The organism is Amphritea pacifica, from assembly GCF_016924145.1.
GTDB lineage: Bacteria > Pseudomonadota > Gammaproteobacteria > Pseudomonadales > Balneatricaceae > Amphritea > Amphritea pacifica.
In genome coordinates, this window is record NZ_JAFFZO010000001.1 from 193,270 (window position 1) to 212,395 (window position 19,126).

Sequence of the window (19,126 nt, forward strand, 5' to 3'; positions counted from 1 at the left end):
CACAGATACATGAATATTATGTTGTTATATTACGTATTTTTATATTGAAAATACAATTAATAAGACATAGTATAGCCATTATATTGCATTAATAACTACAAAACAGGTTCAACCATGTCCATTCCTAATACTTCCAGCGACATTGTCATCTTCGGAGCCATGGGTGACCTTGCGCAACGCAAACTCTTTGCATCCCTTTATCAGCTTGAGCGCGCAGGCCTGCTTAGCCAGGAAACGAGAATCATCGGCGTCGCCAGACATGAAGAAGATACCGCCAGCTTCACCCATACCTGCGAAGAAAGTCTGCAAAAATATATTAAGGCAGACGAGCTTGAGCCTGAAATATTGGCCCGGTTTCTGGACAAAGTCGAATACTGCGCTGTCAATTTTACTGAAACAGAGAGCTACCAGAACCTGAAAGCGATACTCGATCAAAGCGCTGAACGGGCCCGGATCTTTTACTATGCAACCCCCGCATCCATCTATGGATCGATCAGCAGAAACCTGACCAGGAGTGGCTGCACTAACACCAACAGCTGCGTTGTTCTGGAAAAACCGATCGGCCATAACCTCCAATCGTCCAATGAGGTTAATGATCAGGTCGCTGAATACTTCGATGAAACCCAGATCTACCGTATCGATCACTATCTGGGTAAAGAAACGGTACAAAATCTGATCGCCCTGCGCTTTGCCAACCCTCTGTTTGGTTCACAGTGGAACCAGAGTCATATCTCCCACGTTGAGATCACCGTGGCAGAGAAAGTCGGCATAGAGGGCCGCTGGGGTTACTTCGATAAAGCGGGTCAGATGCGCGATATGGTACAGAACCACCTGTTACAACTGCTCTGTCTGACCGCAATGGATCCACCTGACGATCTGTCTGCCGATATGATCCGCAATGAAAAAGTGAAGGTACTCAAAGCCCTGCGCCCTATCACTCTGGAGATGTGTAATACCCATGTGGTTCGCGGCCGTTATACCAAAGGGGTTCTGGAAGGTAATCCCGTACCAGGCTATATGGAGGAGGAAGGCGCAAACCCGGACAGCAAAACCGAAACCTTTGTTGCTATCAAGGCGGAGATCAATAACTGGCGCTGGGCGGGAGTGCCCTTCTATCTGCGAACCGGAAAGCGGATGCCGGAAAAGCTATCACAGATAACCGTTCACTTTAAACCGCAGCCACACTTCATCTTCGATGAGAGTCAGAGACATCTGGCACAGAATAAACTGGTTATCCGCCTGCAACCGGAAGAGGGAATCTCCCTGCAGATTCTGAATAAGGATCACGGACTGAATAAAGGGATGCGCTTACGTAGCGAGTCGCTGAATCTGAACTTTTCCCAGTCGTCTGAACAGAGCCGTATACCCGATGCCTATGAACGACTGCTGCTTGAGGTTATTCAGGGCAACCAGTACCTCTTTGTCCGGCGGGATGAGGTGGAACATGCCTGGCACTGGTGTGATCAGTTAATGGGACACTGGGCGAATGATACTAAACCGCCCCAGCCCTATTCTGCTGGCAGCTGGGGCCCCAAAGCATCAGATCTCATGTTAATCAAAGACGGGAATAGCTGGCATGAAGATCAGTGATCTGAATTTACCGGACCATGTAACGGTCTGCGCATTTGATTCAAGAGAGGCGCTGACAGACAACCTGTCGACCCTTCTGCAGCATCGATTACTGCAAGCAATCGAAAACAGAGGCGGAGCCAGCCTGGCCGTTTCTGGCGGTTCAACCCCGATCCCTCTGTTCCAGAGTCTGAGTCACGCTGAGCTAGCCTGGGAAAATGTTACGGTCACTCTGGTTGATGACCGCTGGATCAGCCCTGATGAAACCGATAGCAATGACAGGTTACTGCATACTCATCTGTTGCAAAACAGCGCTAAGCAAGCTCACTACATCCGGCTGTGGCAGCCCGACAGCTCAGCTGAAGCGGCTGTTGATCGCTGCAACACACGGTTGGCAGCGATCGATGGTCCGCTGGATATCGTGATCTTAGGCATGGGTAACGATGGTCACACCGCATCACTCTTCCCCTGCTCTTCTGAGCTTGACGCAGCGCTTACCAGCAATGCTGACTGTGTGGCCGTTAATCCAAGCACAGCACCTTACGCCCGGATCTCTCTCACACCCGCGCGTCTGCTAAATAGCGAGCTTAGAATTTTACATATTTGTGGAAATGACAAACTGGAGACTCTGTCCCGGGCACTTACCAGTAAGCCTGAGTCGATGCCCATCAATCTGTTTCTGCAACACCCGATAATGATCTACTGGGCGCCATAACCATCACCCTGTGTATATAACGATCTTATATCACTGGCCCAGGCCCCAAAAAAATAACAGGATTATGTATGACTAAAAAAACACTATCAGCCGAGATAATTGCGAAAGTAGATCAACTGTGCAGCCTGGGCCCGGTTATTCCGGTGCTCACCATTGAAAATGTAGCAGATGCCGTACCTCTTGCAGAAGCGCTGGTTGAAGGCGGACTGCCTGTACTTGAAGTCACCCTGCGCACCGGGAATGCCCTCAAAGTGATCGAAGCGATAGCCCACTCAGTGCCCCAGGCAAAAGTCGGCGCAGGCACCGTTATCAATCCGGAAAGCTTTCAGCGCTGTGTCGATAGCGGCAGCTCTTTTATTGTCAGCCCGGGTATCACCAACGAACTACTGGACTACGGTGTGAACAGTGACGCAATCTATCTGCCAGGTATCCAGACCGTTTCAGAGATGATGGAGGGGATCAAACGGGGCTATAAGCGCTTTAAGTTTTTCCCGGCAGAGATATCTGGCGGCACAGCGGCACTGAAAGCCTTCGGCGGCCCCTTTGCTGATATCCGGTTCTGCCCCACCGGCGGTATCCGGGTGCACACCGCAGCCGACTATCTCGCACTGCCAAATGTTATGTGCGTTGGCGGCACCTGGCTGACACCGGATGAGCTGATCGCCAATAAAGACTGGGCTGGCGTCATGCGCCTGGCGCAAGAGGCCGTCTCAAGTGCCACTAAAAGCGGCATCTGAAACTATGCAAACCCTGGAATTTCAACTTCAGCTAACAGTTACCTGATGTAAGGCTTGCCCGCTGCTATGCGGGCTTTTTTATTCACCGACATAACGCAAAAAAAGGGGGCCTGAATGGATATGAAGCAGATTGAGATGCCTGAACAGAAACGCATCGCACTGATCGCTCACGACAATATGAAACAGGATCTGCTCGACTGGACACACAAGAACCTCAGCACGCTGCGCCAGCACCAGCTGTATGCCACTGGTACCACCGGCCATCTGCTGGAAAACCATCTGCAGGTGCCGATTACCAAACTTATCAGCGGTCCACTGGGTGGCGACCAGCAGATTGGCGCGCTGCTGACCGAACAGAAGATCGACATTATTGTGTTCTTCTGGGATCCCTTCGAGCCGATGCCCCACGACCCTGATGTTAAAGCGCTATTGCGGGTTGCGGCGGTGTGGAATGTTGCGGTGGCCTGTAGCCGAAGCTCTGCCGACTTCATGATCAGCTCGCCACTACTGAGTCAGAAGCACCCCTATAGCGTACCGGATTATGAAAGCTATCTGCAGAAACGGCTCAATAACCCGTAAATAAAAAGGCAGAAATACTCTGCCCTGATGCGTTGTAATGAATCGAGGTAACGGTGGGGCTATTCCGGCTGATCGCACTAAGGGTATGGCAGCACACTGACCGACGTGGCCAGTGTCTGTGTTTCGCCAACAGCCAGCGTCTGATCATCGAAAAACCGGGTTCTGGCAGCCTCGACACAAACGAAACGGGCCACCTGATCCATCCCTACATCACCGATGTTAGCCGCCGCTGGCCCCGGATTCCAGACAACTGTTGAGCCACCGCCCCTCTTAGTGATGCGCAACCTACGTTTCCAGCCATGATCAATCAGCACCACTGCTTCACTATTATCTGCCTGTTCAACCACCAGATCGGTTTCCGCAGTAAAGCGCAGGGATGACGGCATCACTCCCGGTTGCATCCCCTGAACCTTATCCAGACAGCGGCAATCCGCTAATCCCAGTATCTCAGTCTCACGGCTGTCAGACACCGCAAAATAACTGTGCAGCGCCTGAGTCACTGCCATCGGCTGATCAGACTCATTAGTGGTGGTCAGCGCCAGCGAAAGTTCAGCACCGGTCACAGTGATCTCCAGTTGTAACTGAATCCCGTCACAAAGCGAGTCCTCCGGTGACATCAGCCACCGTCCGCCAGCATCATCAACAGTCCGATCATCGATCTGCCAGCGGGCGGTGCGGGCCACACCGTGCTTAGGCAGCTCAGGTTTTTCAGGGTGCTCCGCAAACCAGGGCCAGCAGACCGGTATGCCACCACGGATCGCCGCAGGTGCACCGGCAGGCTTTTCTGTCAGCCATAACAGAGGTTTCTCTCCCGCCGGACGAAACAACAGCACCTGCCCGCCCAGCAGGGAGAGGACCAGCTCGCCCCAGAGCGCCTTATAAACAACCAGCTCATATCCGCTCCATTGCAGGGAGTGGCACCCCATAGCCATGCCTGAAATTGTAATTTCCAGGCTATCCTGAAACGGTGCATGATCCATAATTACCGGCCTCGATCAGATTATTCATACAGGGAAAGCCGTCATCAACAGACGGCTGAGAATTCAGTGCAACTGGCATGTAGCAGAGCAGACATATAGTAGAGCTGAATAGTACAGCAAAACCTGCTAACCAAGAACGTTAGTCTGACCGCCCGTTATCTCAATGCCGCCACTGACAACCATCAGCTTCTGCATATTATCGACGACAACATCAGATTGGCACAGCTGCAGACTGGTTAATGAGTAGATGCCATCATTAATCAGCAATTCAAGACTGCCATTATCACTGGCCCATTCCAGCGTTACTGAAGCCTGGCTCTGGATGATTGGCAGATCAAAGTGACAGGGGAAAAACCGATCAAATGCGTCGTCACCATTCTGTCCCGCACGCTGATAACTCATGATCAGCCCGCTATCCGTCCGTCTGAAAGTCAGATCAGGCTGCTCAGGCTGACTCAGATACAGATCAACACAACTGCCCGGCTGCATAGCAAAACTGATTGATCCATGGACCGGCTTTATGCTCTCCTGTGCCATCGTCAGGGCAAGTTGCCCGCCCTCATCAACTGCGCCACAGGCGATCATAGCCCTTTGCCATGCCCGCTGCTCACCCAGTTCTGGCACAAACCGCTGTCCAATCCTCACCCCTTCAGTGGTGGCAACCAGACGGATCTCTCTGGGAATGGTCATCATGCCACGCCAGCCATTTTCGGGAATCTTATTGGCATACAACCAGTTATTAATCCAGGCAATGACGATGCGGCGATTATCCGGCGCATCCGACCAGCTTTGTACCGCATAAAAATCACGGGAGTGATCCATCAGCAGCACTTTATCCGGAGCATTTTCATTATGAAAATGGGTGCCATCAAAGTCGCCAATGAAATATTGAGTAAAGGACCCCCAGCTATCTTTACCGGCCCCTACCCCCACAACCAGCACCCAGCGACTGCCTGTGCCGCCTTCAACCGGCAGTTCGAACAGATCAGGACACTCCCAGGGGCCCTCTGTATGAGACCCCTGATGCTCACCAAACTCACTGCATAACGACCAGTCCAGCAGATTTTCAGAGCGGTAAAAACGGATTGTCTGGCCACAGGCCAGCGCCATAATCCAGTACTGCGAGGCCTCATGCCAGATCACTTTAGGGTCACGAAAATCCCGGAAACCCGGCACCGGGATAACCGGATTCCCAGCATATTTCTGCCAGCTACGCCCCTTATCACAACTATAGGCGATACACTGATCCTGCTCATAATCCTCCGCGGCGCTCCCGCTTACCCGATGCGCAGTATAAAAGAGCAACAGACCCGGCTGACCATCAAACAACCCACTGCTATCGTTATGATCAACAATCGCACTACCGGAAAAACACATCCCCCGCTCATCGGGAAACAGCGCAACATCCAGATGCTGCCAGTCAATCATATTTCGACTGACCGCGTGCCCCCAATGCATCGGTCCCCATTCCAGCCCCTCAGGATAATACTGATAGAACAGATGATACTCACCATCAAAATAAACCAGCCCGTTAGGGTCATTCATCCACGCCTTCGGTGGCGTAAAATGGAGCAGGGGCCTTACAGGCAACGGGGCATAAACATTAGCAACAGAAGTCATAAAGTACCGGTAATAGTCAGGGCACACCAGACGCTGCCGGTGTGCTGAGAAACGTAAAAGCTGTGATTAACCTGAGAGGGCTTGCGCGACAGGTGCCTGGGTGTGAAGCGGTACAGGTTTGGCCGCTCTGAGCGACAGACCGTTACAATCAAACAGATGACACTGGTCGAGGTTAAAGCTGAAATCACAATGATCGCCCCGCCTGACCGGACTTAACCCGCCGGTTTGAATGATCAGCTCATGCTCACCACTGTAACGGGCATAAACATAGGTTGAGCCACCGAGATGCTCCACTACATCAACATCGACGCCAATCCTGATTTCGCCACTCTGATCCTCTTTCAGATGCTCAGGACGAATACCCAGTTTCACCCGGGTCATTCCCGGAGAACGACTGACATCCGCCGCCAGTTGACACACTTCACCACAAGGCAGTTTCAGCGTCAGAGAATCGTCGGTCTGAGCGATAACATCACAATCAAAAAAGTTCATCCGGGGAGAGCCGATGAAACCCGCAACAAACTCATTAACCGGGTTCAGGTACAACTCAATCGGGCTGCCGACCTGCTCGATATTTCCACCCCGTAAAACGACAATCTTATCCGCCATGGTCATCGCTTCCACCTGATCATGGGTTACATAGATCATGGTATTCTTCAGCTGAGAGTGCAGTTTAGCGATCTCAACCCGCATCTGAACGCGAAGTTCGGCGTCCAGATTCGATAATGGCTCATCAAAGAGAAAGACTTTGGGGTTGCGCACAATGGTCCGGCCAATGGCGACCCGCTGACGCTGACCACCAGAAAGCGCTTTAGGCTTGCGATCCAGTAATGGCTCTAATTGGAGAATTCTGGCCGACTCATCCACCCGACGCTTGATCTCAGCCTTATCCGTTTTTGCCATTTTCAGGCCAAACCCCATATTTTCCCGCACCGTCATATGTGGATAAAGGGCATAGGATTGAAACACCATCGCCACCCCCCGACGGGATGCGGCAACAGAGGTGACACATTCATTATCAATATGCAGCTCACCCTCGGTGATATCTTCAAGCCCTGCAACCATGCGCAGCAGTGTAGATTTACCACAACCGGATGGACCAACGAAGACAACGAATTCACCATCCTTAATATCCAGATCGATACCGTGAATTGTTTCAACATCACCATAGCGCTTAACGACTTTGGTCAGCTTTACGTCTGCCATTTTTCTTCTCCCAAGATCGCCTGCCGTACAGGCGATCAAGTACATAAATTCTTATTTTTCCAACAACCGGTCAGCCTTTTATGCCGGCTCCGGCCAAACTGCTAACAAACTTCTTCTGGAACGCCAGGAACACGGCCAGCACCGGCAGGGTAACAAATGAGGCGTAGGCCATAATTTCCCCCCAACTGGTCTGCCTGCCGAAGAAGATCTGAATACCCGGCATAACCGGACGGGCGTCCTCTCCCTGCACCGCCATAATCGGCCAGATATACTGATTCCACATCAGCAGAAAGTGCAGGATCGCCACAGTGGCAAACACGGGACCGGACATCGGCACAATAATGTGTCGGTAGATCTGAAACGGAGTCGCACCATCCAGCTCAGCGGCTTCATCAAAATCTTTCGGGATATCCCTGAAAAACTGATAGAACAGGAAGATAAAAAAGGAGTTCGCAACAAAAGGCAGAATCTGTACTTCCAGCGAGTTTAACCAGGACCCCATCAGCACCAGACCACCCTGCTCCCAGCCGATTGTTGGCAACTTGGAGACCAGCAATAACAGCGGCACCACAATCGCTTCAATAGGGATAATCATCAGTGCAACCACCGCCGCAAGAATATATTTGCGACCACTCCAGCGCATACGGGAGAGGGTGAATGCCAGTAAACTGTTAACGATCAACCCGAGAACCACTGCCGCCGACGTAATCAGTATTGAGTTACGGAAATAAAGCAAAACATCACTCTTTTCAAATACCTGACGATAGTTATCCAGAGTAAGATCGCCGACCGGCAGAATGGCCCGGATACTGTAAAGATCAGCAAAGATCACCTGCTCCGGCTTAAATGAAGACATAATCATAAACAGCAGCGGGAACAGGAACACATAACCGATCAATAGAAGAAAGAGATAGGCGCCCAGCTTTTGTAAACGTTTCATTACGCATCCTCCCGCTTGTCAAAGAAGCGCTTCTGTAGCAACGCAATTGCCAGAATAGCCAGAAAGAAAATCACGCTGATCGCCGAACCATAGGCAATATCCTGCTCGCGGAATCCCTTGGTCACGGCATGATACATAACCGTCGAGGTAGAGCCCTGTGGACCCCCCCGGGTCATCACATCAACCTGAGTAAACAGACCGAAGGCCTGAATCGTGGTACTGATAACAACGAAAATAGTGGTGTTTTTAAGCCCCGGCAGCGTCACGTTGACAAACTTACCCCAGGGACCGGCACCATCGAGCTCAGCGGCTTCGTAGAGATCGCCGGAGATGCCCTGCAAACCCGCCAGAAAAATAAGCATCTGCACCCCGGCCGCCTGCCAGGCAGACATCAGCACAATCGAGGGCATTGCCCAGTCCGGATCACCCAGCCAGTCAACCGGACCGATGAGACCGAACGACATCGCATTCAGATAGTGATTAAATAACCCTAAATCTTTGTGATACAGGAAGCTCCAGACGATCGACACCACCACAATCGATGTCACCACCGGCGAGAAGAATACCGTTCGAAACAGAAAGATTCCCCGCAGTTTCTGATTAATCAGCAGCGCTAATCCAAGGGCGGTACCGCACTGGATGGGGACCACCAGAATGACAAACAGTAACGTATTAATAATGGACTGGATGAAGCTTGGATCTTTGGCCAGAAGGACCACACGCTTATCGCCAAAAGACCAGTGAGTAAACTCCTTAAACTCTTTATATTCAGGATTCTTACGCAGCACTGAACGCAGTCTTGGATAGACCAGCTCACCATCGGCGGTCTGTTTCAGATGGTTATCTGCGTCTGAAACAGGTTCCTGCACCAACCAACTGATGTTTAACAAGCGGTCGTAGTTACGTAACCCAACCCACTCTGTCGCATTAGGCGACAACAAACGCTGATCGGTAAATGACATCCCCAGTGCCATTAAAAACGGCAGAACCATAAACATAAACAGACCCAGCAGAGCCGGAGCACTCATAAGAAAAACATAACGCTTTCTCGGTGGGCGACGGGTCTCGGCAGACCGACCGGATGACACGGTTAACGTGTCACTACTGTTAACAGACGTACTAGCATTCATACAGATATCTCGCTGCTTCACTATCAGACTGCTACTGCCCTCTTTTACAGAGCACAATAACAGTCCGGAAAGGCTGGTTTACTGAGTAAAACCGTAGCCTTTATTGTCAGAAATGTTGCGTTCGATAGTATCAACTGCTTCATCCAGGGCATCCTGCACATCAGCACCATCTTTTATATTCCGCGCCATTTTTTCAAAGGTGCTGGAAATAATTGGATAGGCTGGAGTCGCTGGACGCAGTACAGCAAACGCGGCTGAAAAATCGTAGAAAAAACGCCAGTCGCCGCTAACCTGATAATGCTCTGTCAGCTCTGCGGCTTCTGGAGAGGAAGGAATCATGCCCGTTGCCACTGACATAGCGGAGATCTCTTCAGGCTGCAACATAAAGTCAACGAATGCCGCGGCGCCTTCCGGGTTCGCGCATGACTGAGTAATACCCCACTGCCAGGAACCACCACCGATAACCGGACCACCACCAAAATCAGGCACCGGCATCACAACCAGGTCATCGCCCCAGCGCTCAGAGTGATTTGCCATCTCCCAACTGCCAACATAGTCCAGTGCCGCACGCCCCTGAACAAACGCTTTGTCATCACTCGGGTTACGATCAACATACTCTTTGTCAAACAGGCCTTGAAAGAAAGTGCCCCAGGCCAGACCTGCTTCACCGTTGAGCACACCTTCAGAGGTGACGTAGTTGTCACGATCGATCTGGTCTGCACCAAAACTCTGCAGCATCGGTGCATAACCATAGGAGTACCACTCACCGGTCCAGCCGGTACGCATCGCCAGCGGATACTGGAACTCACCGGATGCTTTCAGTTTTGCCAGCGCATCCAGCAGTTCAGCCTTAGTCCACGGCTGCACATAGGTGGCCTGACGCAGGTTATATTTCTCAAGAATCGATTTACGGGTAAACAACGCCAGCGCGACATCAAACTGACCGACAGAATAGACTTTGCCTTTGTATGTGCCTTTCGCACTGCCAATCAGGCCATCAAGCGCGTCCTGAGAAAGCAGGCCTTCAAGAGGTCGCAGATAACCTGACCATGCAAAGTTAGGCACTACCGGCTGATCCATATCCAGGATGCAGGGCAGATCTCCGGCCAGTGCTGCCGCAGTGACCGTCTGGGTATATGAACCCTCGGGGATCATCTCTGCGGTAATATGCCATTTCGTTTGTGACTGATTAAAACGATCTATCGTCGCCTTATTGACTTCGATCTCCTTAATATTACTCGTTTCATGACGCCATAGTTTAATTTCAGACGTCGCAGCCATGACGCTGCCAACACTGAATGTCAACGTTGTCATTACAGCGCAAGACAAAAGAGAGATGTTCATTCTTTTCATGTTTTGACCCTTATTGTTATTTTATCTTGATTATAAGCACTAATTTTTCAGCAAATGAGACTGCCGCTCAATAACCGAAAACGGGATCAACCGGGTGACCATATCATCCCCCTGATTGAAAATACTGTTCATCGCGGCCTGCCCCATCTCAAAATGAGGCAATGCCATGGTCGTCAGTCCGGGCGACAAACCTGGCGCTATCATGCGCTGATTATCAAAACTGGTGACCGCTATATCTCTGCCGACCTGCAAGCCACGTTTAGCAAATTCAAAGTAGGCCTGCATGGCAAACTCATCTTTCCCACAGACAAAGGCCGTTGGCTGATGAGTCAGCTTCAACAACTCTGCAACCGCTTTTTCAACACTGGCACTATCCCCGGCTTCGTCAAAGCGTGACTCCCCCTGAACAATCAACTGCGGATCATACGCAATACCGGCCTCAGCGAGTGCCTCGCGGTAACCCTCCAGTCGCTTTACCGCAGCGATAATATCCGGATTCAGAGTAATATGCCCAATGCGTTTATGGCCCTGTTCAAGCAGCAGCCGCGTAGCATCATAGCCAGCCTGAACTTCGTCAGGAATAAAGGTGGTGAGTGTTTCGTTTTCCGCATAGCAGTTCACTAACACAGATGGCACCTGCAACATCTCCTGCGGCACCTGCACCTCTTTATGGTAATAGCTCGCATAGACCAGAGCTTCTACCCGTCGCTCCAGCAACATATCAATGGCTCGCTGCCTGCCAATACGATCGTTTTCAATGTTAACCACCATTAAAACCTTATCATGCTGGCTCGCCACCTCCTGAGCCCCGATCAACAGGTCCCCGGCATAGGGCTGAGTCACCACTTCATCGGAGATAAAACCGATAACACCCGACTGCTGATTACGCATCATACGAGCAGCCCGGTTAGGCCTGTAGTTCAAAGCAGCGATCGCTTCCTGCACCCGGGCACGGGTTTCTTCACGCACATTAGGGTCGTTATTCACCACCCTGGAAACGGTTTTGAAAGAAACTCCGGCCTGCTTCGCCACCTGTTTAATGGATACCATCAACCTACGACCATTTATTGACAACGTTGTCAAATACTAGATCGGAGCCATTGAGTTGTCAATATTGTTTGAGTATTATTCACCTCAATGATTAGATTTTTTTAACTACAAACCAAAGCAGAGCTAAACTTCAAAATGCTGACAGGGATTGTTTTTAACCCGACAGTGGCTTTTCAGACGATCAATTGAGCCTGACAAAAAAACCTGTCACGTTAAGTAACAGAGGTAAAGTTTATATTAAACAATAAGTTAAAAAATCTATTTCTGTTTCAGAGAAGCCTGTTACGGCAAACCGGTATGACCTGATATCAGATAAGTCATATCGCTCAATCGCTTAAGCCATATAACAATAAGAATGCATCCATTATGAAACTGATTGCTTATTTAAAATGTTTCACCCATGAAACATTAAAGAGAGAACCTCTGACGGCTCTTCACTGCGGAGACTCAGACTATGATCGCTGACAGCAAAAAAGCACCCCGCCCCACTATCCGGGATGCAGCTAATCATATAGGTGTCTCTACAGCGACTATTTCGAATGCATTCAATCATCCTGATCAACTCTCGCCGGAGCTGCGCGAACGCATCTTGTCTGAGTGCCGGCAACTGGGATATCGCAGCTCTGGCTCTCCCCGTAAAGCAGATTGCAGCGGTAGCCAGGGTGTGATTGGCATAGTTTTGCCAGATTGCCTCAGCTATAACCTGAACGACAGTGTTGCCAATCAATTCCTCAACGGCGTCACCACCGAGTTAGAGAGTCAGCATCTGAGCATGCTAATGATCCACTCCCGGGAGCTATCCAGCACCAACCAGGTACGCCGGTTACAATCAACCGTCGATGGCTTTATTGTCTACGGGCATATTGAGGACGACGCCATTTTTGATCAGCTCACGCTGCAAAGCAAAAAACTGATTGCCGTCGACTGCGCCATGGGGGATCACAGCAGCATCGCCAGTGACAATTTCGGCGGCGCGTTCAACAGCGCAGATCTGGCACTGCAACACTCTCCGAAATACCCCGCCATACTGGGATTACGCATCATCAACTCCAAACATGTGTGCCGTGTCTACAACGATAACGATCTGTTCAGCAACACCATTTCAGTCGCTGCGCTTCGCCTGCAGGGATACCGTCAGGCGCTGAGTGAACACAATATGACTTTGCCCAATGAGCGACTCTGGCATATCCCGGATAACACGGAAGCCTCAGCCCTGCTTGCCGTGCGTGAAGCGCTGCACTGCACCCCCCGGCCGGATGCCCTTTTTTGCATGACCGACACCTATGCACTAACCGCCATAAAAGAGGCAACCCGAATGGGAATCAGAATCCCACAAGAGCTTAAAATAATAGGTTTTGATGGCGTCCCCGAATCACTGACCAGCTCCCCCTCACTGACAACCGTTAAGCAGGATAACTTTGCCAAAGGTGAGATTGCAGCAGGCCTGTTTACAAAACCCGCCCCTCCTCGCGAAACAATACTGCCAACTGAGCTGCTTATCCGCGAAAGCTGCCCCATGCCCTGATCCAGATATAAAAAAACCGACAGGCATCAGAGATCTCTGTCGGCAAATGGCACAGAAGCTTATGTGTTCGCGCTGCCAGCAGCTGCCAGCCCATAAACTCCTCAGGTGAATCAGTCCCGGCGAGATGACACAATGGGAAGGGGTTCCATTGCATCAAACCGCCAGGGGGATAACATCAGTGCTTAAAACGTATAGTTTAAGCGCACACGCAGTGCTGTCGTTTCATCATCAGTGACATTATCAGCTGACGAGAAAGAGCCTGCGAAGGTAACCGTTGCGCCTTCGATATCCAGCAGCGGAACGCTGTACGCCAGATAAGCGGTGGTGACGTTTGGATCGGTACTGCTGCCCTGATCGACATCTGAACGAATGACACCGGCACCGAAGTTACCGTAAACCATGTTGGCAATGTATGAGGTGACCTTTTCGTCACTGTTTTCATCTTTTGAGCGGGCAGCCGCGATATTGATGTTAGCTGCACCCAGATCAAAGTTAGTGCCGATACCAAAACCACTTTTATCCTGAGTACCACCAGCGGTCAGATCATATTTAACTTTCTCATAACCCGCAAACAGACTGAAACCCCCGGTACTCCAGGTGATTGAAGGGCGTACGCCGGAAACCGCTGTCGTGTCATCACCCGAAGCATTTTCATCACCAAAAATGGTTGCCAGCTCAAACTTAACATTGTCGTTTGCATTGTAGTGCAATGCGAACTGGCCGCCGCCATCACCGATACGACCACGTACCATATTGGCTTCATAGACGCTCACGCCGCCCGCATGAACAATCAGGGTATCTTTTGCTTTCGGGAACAGGTTTACCGCTTCAAAGCGCCCGGCCTGCAGATCCCAGGTTTTTGAGCCGAACTGAACATAGGCGTCATCAACAGAGGTTGTGCCATCAACGGTGAGCAGCACGGTCCCTTTTGCCTGAACAAAATATTCGCCTTTTTCACGACGGGAAAGCACGTTGACCTCGACCCGACCATTCTGATCATAAGTCGTATCTGCGGCTGCAGTATCCGTAGCATCAGTATCCAGTTCGAGGTTAGCATTGAAATCGGTACCGGCCATGCTCTGACTGGACAAAGCCACCAGAATAGCCGCTCCAAGCATCGACTTTACAAACTCTTTCTTATTGTAATTCACTTCATACTTCTCCGTCTTTTTTTTATAGGTAACCGGAAATAAAGTATTAACTTCCGATTATCACTGGAAGATAAAATATTCAGGATCAATAAATCCTTCGACAGATATTATGAAAACGAATGACAGCCGCAATAAAAACCATCTAAACACTGCATCTTAAATATCTGAAACGTTCTAAACACTTACTAAAACGATAAAAAATTTAGTAAACATACAACGTTTCCATAAAAACCAGCATCGGCCATACAGACGGATAGAACGAAGAAATGCAGAGCCTCCCCCACCATTCACGGCTCACGCACAAAAAGCACACAGACACAACTATTTTGTTTTTATTACCTATAATTAGTGATATATTGTCGAATAAATTTAATATTTATACGTTATATTACATCAAGAACTATCTGACAGTAGCTCCCCGGTGCTACCGGTCGGCCTGCCTGCTATCAGATATGAGATCGACAACATCATAAAAAGACAGCGTTAGCGGCGCCTTTAATCAAGGCTAACAATAAAAAGAGAGATATCTATGTATCAACTCAGCTCTTCAGTTACCTGGAAAAAACTTGTTAAACTGGCTGAAAAAAACAGTAACGACAAAATTTCAGATTATTTTAAAAACGACCCTGAACGTTTTAATAAAATGAGCCTTCAGCTGGGGGAAATATTTCTTGATTATTCGAAAAATAAGATCAGCGATGAGACACTTAAAACATTAATCACACTGGCAGATCACTCCCCCCTTCATCAGCGCCGTGCACAGATGTTTTCCGGAGACATTATCAACGTAACGGAGAAACGGCCGGTATTGCATACAGCACTGCGCAACCGGGGTGAAGAGCCGGTGGTCGTCAACGGTGAGGATGTCATGCCTGCCATTCGTGCCAGTCTGAAAAAACTGGAAACGTTCAGCAACAAGGTCAGAAGCGGTGAGTGGAAAGGGTTTAGTGGCAAACGGATCCGCAGTATCGTTAACATCGGTATCGGTGGTTCCGATCTGGGTCCCAATATGGTGTGCCGTGCACTGCTAAACTACAAGCATCCTGAGCTGAGTTTTCACTTTATATCCAACGTCGATGGACAGCATATTAAGAAAGTACTGACCAGCCTTGATCCCGAAACCACCCTGTTTATCGTTTCAACCAAAACCTTCTCCACCCAGGAAACACTGCTGAATGCCAGTACGGCACGACGCTGGTTTATTGACAACACCGGTCAGTCTGACATCGGCCAGCACTTTGTAGCCCTGTCGACTAATCAGGCGGCAGCGATGGAGTTTGGTATCCGTCGGGAAAACATCTTTGAGTTCTGGGCCTGGGTGGGCGGGCGTTACTCTCTCTGGTCAAGTATCGGTCTGGCAATCGCCCTGTCCATCGGTTACGACCGTTTTATCGAGTTGCTGGAAGGTGCCTACGAAATGGATCGCCATTTTGTTGAAGCTCCACTGATCAGCAACATGCCGGTACTGATGGCCCTGATCGGCATCTGGAATATCAACTTCCTGGGGGCCGAAACCCAGGCCATCATCCCTTACGATCAGGCCCTGCACCAACTTCCGGCATTTCTGCAACAGCTGGATATGGAGAGTAATGGCAAGTCGGTGGATATGGAGGGTCATCCGGTAGACTTTGCAACCGGCCCCATCGTCTGGGGCCAGACCGGCTCCAATGGTCAGCACGCCTTTTTCCAGTTGCTTCACCAGGGTACACGCTTCGTGCCGATCGATTTTATCGCCTCCCTTGAACCTGATGAGAAAACCGAAGAGCACCACTTTGCCCTGCTCACCAATATGCTCGCCCAGGCCAACGCGTTTATGAATGGAGATCAGCAGGAAGGGATCCTCGACTATCAGACCTGTCCGGGCAATCGTCCCAGCAACACCCTGCTCCTGGATCGGTTAACACCACACAACCTGGGCGCGCTGATCGCCTTGTATGAGCATAAAGTGTTTGTGCAGGGGGCTATCTGGAATATCAACTCATTCGATCAGTGGGGAGTACAACTGGGTAAGCGTCTGGCGACTGAGATCAGCCGTAATATTGAGCTAAAAAGTTCTGAATATGATCCGTCAACTCAGGGGCTGATGAATATCGTACGCAGTAAAATGGGAACTAAGCAGCCAGCGAAACCCGCCCCAAAGCGATCAAAGCAAGGCTCTTAAGTAAGCCTCTTAAGCAAGGCTCTTAAGCAAGCCTCCCTGCAACACCAAAAACTGCACGTTAGAACCTTTAAAATGACAAAACCAGACGGGCCTGTATGGCCCGTCTTCTATCCGGCTATACCGGTGTCTGTATATCCAGCAGACAGCTGTCCACACATCGCCATGGAGCAACAGCGGGTTTATCGTCAGCCTCAGTAATAATGCCCCAGGAGTTACTGACTGACCAAAAGGCCGCGGCCACCGCTGAAAGACTTATAGCCGTATAAAGATTTCAAAGCGACTCTGCGATATTCAGAGGGGGTCATTTTTTTCACGTCGTAAAATCGACGATTGAAGTTGGCAATATTATTAAAACCGACAGCAAAACAGATCTCGGTAATCGACCGGTCACTGTGCGTAAGCTGCTCACATGCCTTATTGATCTTAATTCCATTAACAAAATCAATATACCGGCAGCCGGTCTCCCGCTTAAATAATCGGGAGAAATGCCCGACACTCATGTCAATATGTGCGGCCACCTGCTCCAGCGTAATCCCGGTATTATAATTTTCCATAATGTAGGCTACCGCCTGGTCCAGGCGTGCAGATTTGGTATCATCCTTACAGGACAAATAGGCAGCATCAGACAACACCCGGTATTCAGCCACCGCAGCCAGCAGGTCAATCAAAAACCAGAATCGCAGCACCCGGCGAAATCCGGATAGCGCTGCAATATCATCAAAAATCTGTTGAATTCTGGCAATAGCGTCAACATCAAGAAACTCAATACCGTATTGCGCTCTCTCCCAAAAAGGGGTCAGCGCCTGCATTTCCGGCACCCCCTTAGTATGAGCTGAAACAAGCTCCGGTGAGAAGTTGATTATCCGCTCGGTGCAGCCCTGATCATCATTATCACCTGACTGGTTAACCCAGCAATGTGGCAGATTCGGACCAATCAGTATCAGACTCTGAGGAGCAAAGTGACCCATATAGTCACCCACAAACACTCGCCCTTCGCCATGAGTCGTCAGGTGTAATTCATAGTCATCATGATAGTGAAGACAGTTATCCTGAGTGGCTGGCTTATCCTGCTCAAAATATCGTATCGACGTCCCTCCCATAGAATCTAAGGGCTTAAACTCTGGTTGAATTCGCTCTTTATTCCTGATCATAGATCGCTCATCCCAATAGAGAGGAAAAGCCAGGCTGGCTTATGCTGGCTCTCCTTAGATTACAGGGTCATTTATAGCTAAAACAAAATATGCCTTACTGCAGCTATCTGATTTAAAGCAATCTTTTTTCTGTCCTGGGATCAAACAGCACCGCTTTAGACATATCCACCATAAACTCCATATCACTTCCGGCGGGCTTCTCTTCCATCGGATCTACCCGACAATCAACCTCCTGACCATTCAGATTGATCAGGACCAGCGTATCAGGGCCTGTCGGCTCCGCCACGGCAACCTTTGCGGTAAAACGGGCAACACAGCTCTGCGCCTGCTTATGAGGGATCACATGGGTGATCTGCTCAGGACGAATCCCCAGTATCACCTCTTTGCCGATCCACTCCTGCAGTGAGCTATCGCCATGCTGCAGCGGCAGAAAATACCGTTCATCATCTGAAGTTGTCACACTCAGACCATAACCATCGTCAATACACTCCAGCGTGCAGGTGAGAAAGTTCATTGCCGGTGAGCCCATAAAGCCCGCAACAAACATATTCGCAGGGTCATCGTAGATCTGCTGCGGAGAACCAAACTGCTGAACTTCTCCGTCCTTCATCACTGCGATTCGGTCCGCCAGGGTCATCGCCTCAATCTGATCGTGGGTAACATAGACAATGGTGGTTTTCAGACGCTGGTGTAGTTTTTTGATTTCAGTGCGCATCTCAACCCGCAACTTGGCGTCCAGGTTGGACAGCGGCTCATCAAACAGATAGATCTTTGGATGACGTGCCAGCGCCCGGCCCATCGCAACCCGCTGACGCTGACCACCGGAAAGCTCAGAGGGTTTTCGATCCAGCAGATGGCTAATCTGTAACAGATCGGCGACCCGCTCAACTTCTTCCTCCCTCTCACTCTTTGGCACTTTACGAATCTCCAGCGCAAACGAAATATTGCCCCGCACCGTCATGCTCGGGTAGAGCGCATAGGATTGAAACACCATCGCGATATCGCGATCTTTCGGCGCTAATCCGGTCACATTAGTACCACCGATATGAATATCACCGGAGCTGACATCCTCAAGCCCGGCAATGCTATTCATCAGAGTCGATTTACCGCAACCGGACGGTCCCACCAGAATCAGAAATTCACCGTCATTAATACTCAGATCAATGCCTTTGAGCACCTCGACCTTACCGTAATTTTTCTTAACACTTGAAATCTCTAACGTAGCCATAACCTTGTACCTGTTATTATTTTTAATCTGT

General features: G+C 50.1%; 16 protein-coding genes. 6 read left to right on the plus strand and 10 right to left on the minus strand.

Features of this window, described 5'->3' with window-relative positions; genetic code table 11:
* Positions 1-114: 114 nt before the first annotated feature.
* The 4 genes from zwf (at position 115) to JW499_RS00810 (ending at position 3,600) form a co-directional block, all read left to right on the plus strand.
* Positions 115-1,590 carry a glucose-6-phosphate dehydrogenase gene (gene zwf, locus JW499_RS00795; RefSeq protein ID WP_205208796.1) on the plus strand — a complete coding sequence of 492 codons (1,476 nt, stop codon included), beginning with the start codon at positions 115-117 and terminating at the stop codon, positions 1,588-1,590.
* The gene (gene pgl / locus JW499_RS00800) at positions 1,577-2,284 is read left to right on the plus strand and encodes a 6-phosphogluconolactonase (protein WP_205208797.1); all 708 of its coding nucleotides are present in this window, start codon (positions 1,577-1,579) and stop codon (positions 2,282-2,284) included. Before zwf ends, pgl begins: the two co-directional genes overlap by 14 nt.
* Positions 2,285-2,352: 68 nt before the next feature.
* Positions 2,353-3,021 carry a bifunctional 4-hydroxy-2-oxoglutarate aldolase/2-dehydro-3-deoxy-phosphogluconate aldolase gene (locus JW499_RS00805; protein WP_205208798.1) on the plus strand — a complete coding sequence of 223 codons (669 nt, stop codon included), beginning with the start codon at positions 2,353-2,355 and terminating at the stop codon, positions 3,019-3,021.
* Positions 3,022-3,135: 114 nt separating this feature from the next.
* Positions 3,136-3,600 (plus strand): methylglyoxal synthase, encoded by a 465-nt coding sequence (locus JW499_RS00810; RefSeq protein WP_205208799.1) that lies wholly within the window; start codon positions 3,136-3,138, stop codon positions 3,598-3,600.
* A gap of 77 nt (positions 3,601-3,677) precedes the next feature.
* Here JW499_RS00810 and JW499_RS00815 read toward each other — a convergent pair whose 3' ends face one another.
* The 7 genes from JW499_RS00815 to JW499_RS00845 all read right to left on the minus strand — a co-directional run bounded on the left by JW499_RS00815 (position 3,678) and on the right by JW499_RS00845 (position 11,879).
* The gene (locus tag JW499_RS00815) at positions 3,678-4,580 is read right to left on the minus strand and encodes a D-hexose-6-phosphate mutarotase (protein ID WP_205208800.1); all 903 of its coding nucleotides are present in this window, start codon (positions 4,578-4,580) and stop codon (positions 3,678-3,680) included.
* A 126-nt stretch (positions 4,581-4,706) separates the two neighbouring features.
* Positions 4,707-6,200, minus strand: coding sequence for a glycoside hydrolase family 32 protein (locus JW499_RS22605; protein WP_205208801.1), 1,494 nt, complete (start codon positions 6,198-6,200; stop codon positions 4,707-4,709).
* A gap of 66 nt (positions 6,201-6,266) precedes the next feature.
* Positions 6,267-7,406, minus strand: a complete 1,140-nt coding sequence (locus JW499_RS00825; RefSeq protein ID WP_205208802.1) for an ABC transporter ATP-binding protein — start codon at positions 7,404-7,406, stop codon at positions 6,267-6,269.
* A 70-nt stretch (positions 7,407-7,476) separates the two neighbouring features.
* Positions 7,477-8,346: a carbohydrate ABC transporter permease gene (locus JW499_RS00830; RefSeq protein WP_205208803.1), complete on the minus strand. Its 870-nt coding sequence runs from the start codon at positions 8,344-8,346 to the stop codon at positions 7,477-7,479.
* Complete coding sequence (locus JW499_RS00835) at positions 8,346-9,476, minus strand: carbohydrate ABC transporter permease (protein WP_205208804.1); 1,131 nt, start codon at positions 9,474-9,476, stop codon at positions 8,346-8,348. The genes JW499_RS00830 and JW499_RS00835 overlap by 1 nt, the downstream gene beginning before the upstream one ends.
* Positions 9,477-9,554: 78 nt before the next feature.
* Positions 9,555-10,790: an extracellular solute-binding protein gene (locus tag JW499_RS00840; RefSeq protein WP_205208805.1), complete on the minus strand. Its 1,236-nt coding sequence runs from the start codon at positions 10,788-10,790 to the stop codon at positions 9,555-9,557.
* A 78-nt stretch (positions 10,791-10,868) separates the two neighbouring features.
* Entirely contained in the window at positions 10,869-11,879 is a 1,011-nt protein-coding gene (locus JW499_RS00845; RefSeq protein WP_205208806.1) for a LacI family DNA-binding transcriptional regulator, read from the minus strand.
* Between the two features lie 454 nt (positions 11,880-12,333).
* Here JW499_RS00845 and JW499_RS00850 point away from each other — a divergent pair, with 454 nt between their 5' ends.
* Positions 12,334-13,404: a LacI family DNA-binding transcriptional regulator gene (locus JW499_RS00850; protein ID WP_205208807.1), complete on the plus strand. Its 1,071-nt coding sequence runs from the start codon at positions 12,334-12,336 to the stop codon at positions 13,402-13,404.
* 182 nt (positions 13,405-13,586) lie between these two features.
* Here JW499_RS00850 and JW499_RS00855 read toward each other — a convergent pair whose 3' ends face one another.
* Positions 13,587-14,555: a carbohydrate porin gene (locus JW499_RS00855; RefSeq protein WP_332873986.1), complete on the minus strand. Its 969-nt coding sequence runs from the start codon at positions 14,553-14,555 to the stop codon at positions 13,587-13,589.
* Positions 14,556-15,084: 529 nt separating this feature from the next.
* Between JW499_RS00855 and pgi the strand changes: the two genes are divergently transcribed.
* Complete coding sequence (pgi, locus tag JW499_RS00860; protein ID WP_205208808.1) at positions 15,085-16,716, plus strand: glucose-6-phosphate isomerase; 1,632 nt, start codon at positions 15,085-15,087, stop codon at positions 16,714-16,716.
* A gap of 212 nt (positions 16,717-16,928) precedes the next feature.
* On the opposite strand, the gene JW499_RS00865 is transcribed toward pgi, so the two are convergent.
* Both JW499_RS00865 and JW499_RS00870 read right to left on the minus strand, forming a co-directional pair.
* Positions 16,929-17,867, minus strand: a complete 939-nt coding sequence (locus tag JW499_RS00865; RefSeq protein WP_232846149.1) for a helix-turn-helix domain-containing protein — start codon at positions 17,865-17,867, stop codon at positions 16,929-16,931.
* A gap of 112 nt (positions 17,868-17,979) precedes the next feature.
* Positions 17,980-19,095, minus strand: a complete 1,116-nt coding sequence (locus tag JW499_RS00870; protein WP_205208809.1) for an ABC transporter ATP-binding protein — start codon at positions 19,093-19,095, stop codon at positions 17,980-17,982.
* Between the last annotated feature and the right edge of the window lie 31 nt (positions 19,096-19,126).

Excerpts from the sequence above, each read along its gene's own strand:
- zwf (WP_205208796.1), top strand. The coding sequence starts at position 115 with ATGTCCATTCCTAATACTTCCAGCGACATTGTCATCTTCGGAGCCATG.
- pgl (WP_205208797.1), top strand. The coding sequence starts at position 1,577 with ATGAAGATCAGTGATCTGAATTTACCGGACCATGTAACGGTCTGCGCA.
- JW499_RS00805 (WP_205208798.1), top strand. The coding sequence starts at position 2,353 with ATGACTAAAAAAACACTATCAGCCGAGATAATTGCGAAAGTAGATCAA.
- JW499_RS00810 (WP_205208799.1), top strand. The coding sequence starts at position 3,136 with ATGGATATGAAGCAGATTGAGATGCCTGAACAGAAACGCATCGCACTG.
- JW499_RS00815 (WP_205208800.1), bottom strand. The coding sequence starts at position 4,580 with ATGGATCATGCACCGTTTCAGGATAGCCTGGAAATTACAATTTCAGGC.
- JW499_RS22605 (WP_205208801.1), bottom strand. The coding sequence starts at position 6,200 with ATGACTTCTGTTGCTAATGTTTATGCCCCGTTGCCTGTAAGGCCCCTG.
- JW499_RS00825 (WP_205208802.1), bottom strand. The coding sequence starts at position 7,406 with ATGGCAGACGTAAAGCTGACCAAAGTCGTTAAGCGCTATGGTGATGTT.
- JW499_RS00830 (WP_205208803.1), bottom strand. The coding sequence starts at position 8,346 with ATGAAACGTTTACAAAAGCTGGGCGCCTATCTCTTTCTTCTATTGATC.
- JW499_RS00835 (WP_205208804.1), bottom strand. The coding sequence starts at position 9,476 with ATGAATGCTAGTACGTCTGTTAACAGTAGTGACACGTTAACCGTGTCA.
- JW499_RS00840 (WP_205208805.1), bottom strand. The coding sequence starts at position 10,790 with ATGACAACGTTGACATTCAGTGTTGGCAGCGTCATGGCTGCGACGTCT.
- JW499_RS00845 (WP_205208806.1), bottom strand. The coding sequence starts at position 11,879 with ATGGTATCCATTAAACAGGTGGCGAAGCAGGCCGGAGTTTCTTTCAAA.
- JW499_RS00850 (WP_205208807.1), top strand. The coding sequence starts at position 12,334 with ATGATCGCTGACAGCAAAAAAGCACCCCGCCCCACTATCCGGGATGCA.
- pgi (WP_205208808.1), top strand. The coding sequence starts at position 15,085 with ATGTATCAACTCAGCTCTTCAGTTACCTGGAAAAAACTTGTTAAACTG.
- JW499_RS00865 (WP_232846149.1), bottom strand. The coding sequence starts at position 17,867 with ATGATCAGGAATAAAGAGCGAATTCAACCAGAGTTTAAGCCCTTAGAT.
- JW499_RS00870 (WP_205208809.1), bottom strand. The coding sequence starts at position 19,095 with ATGGCTACGTTAGAGATTTCAAGTGTTAAGAAAAATTACGGTAAGGTC.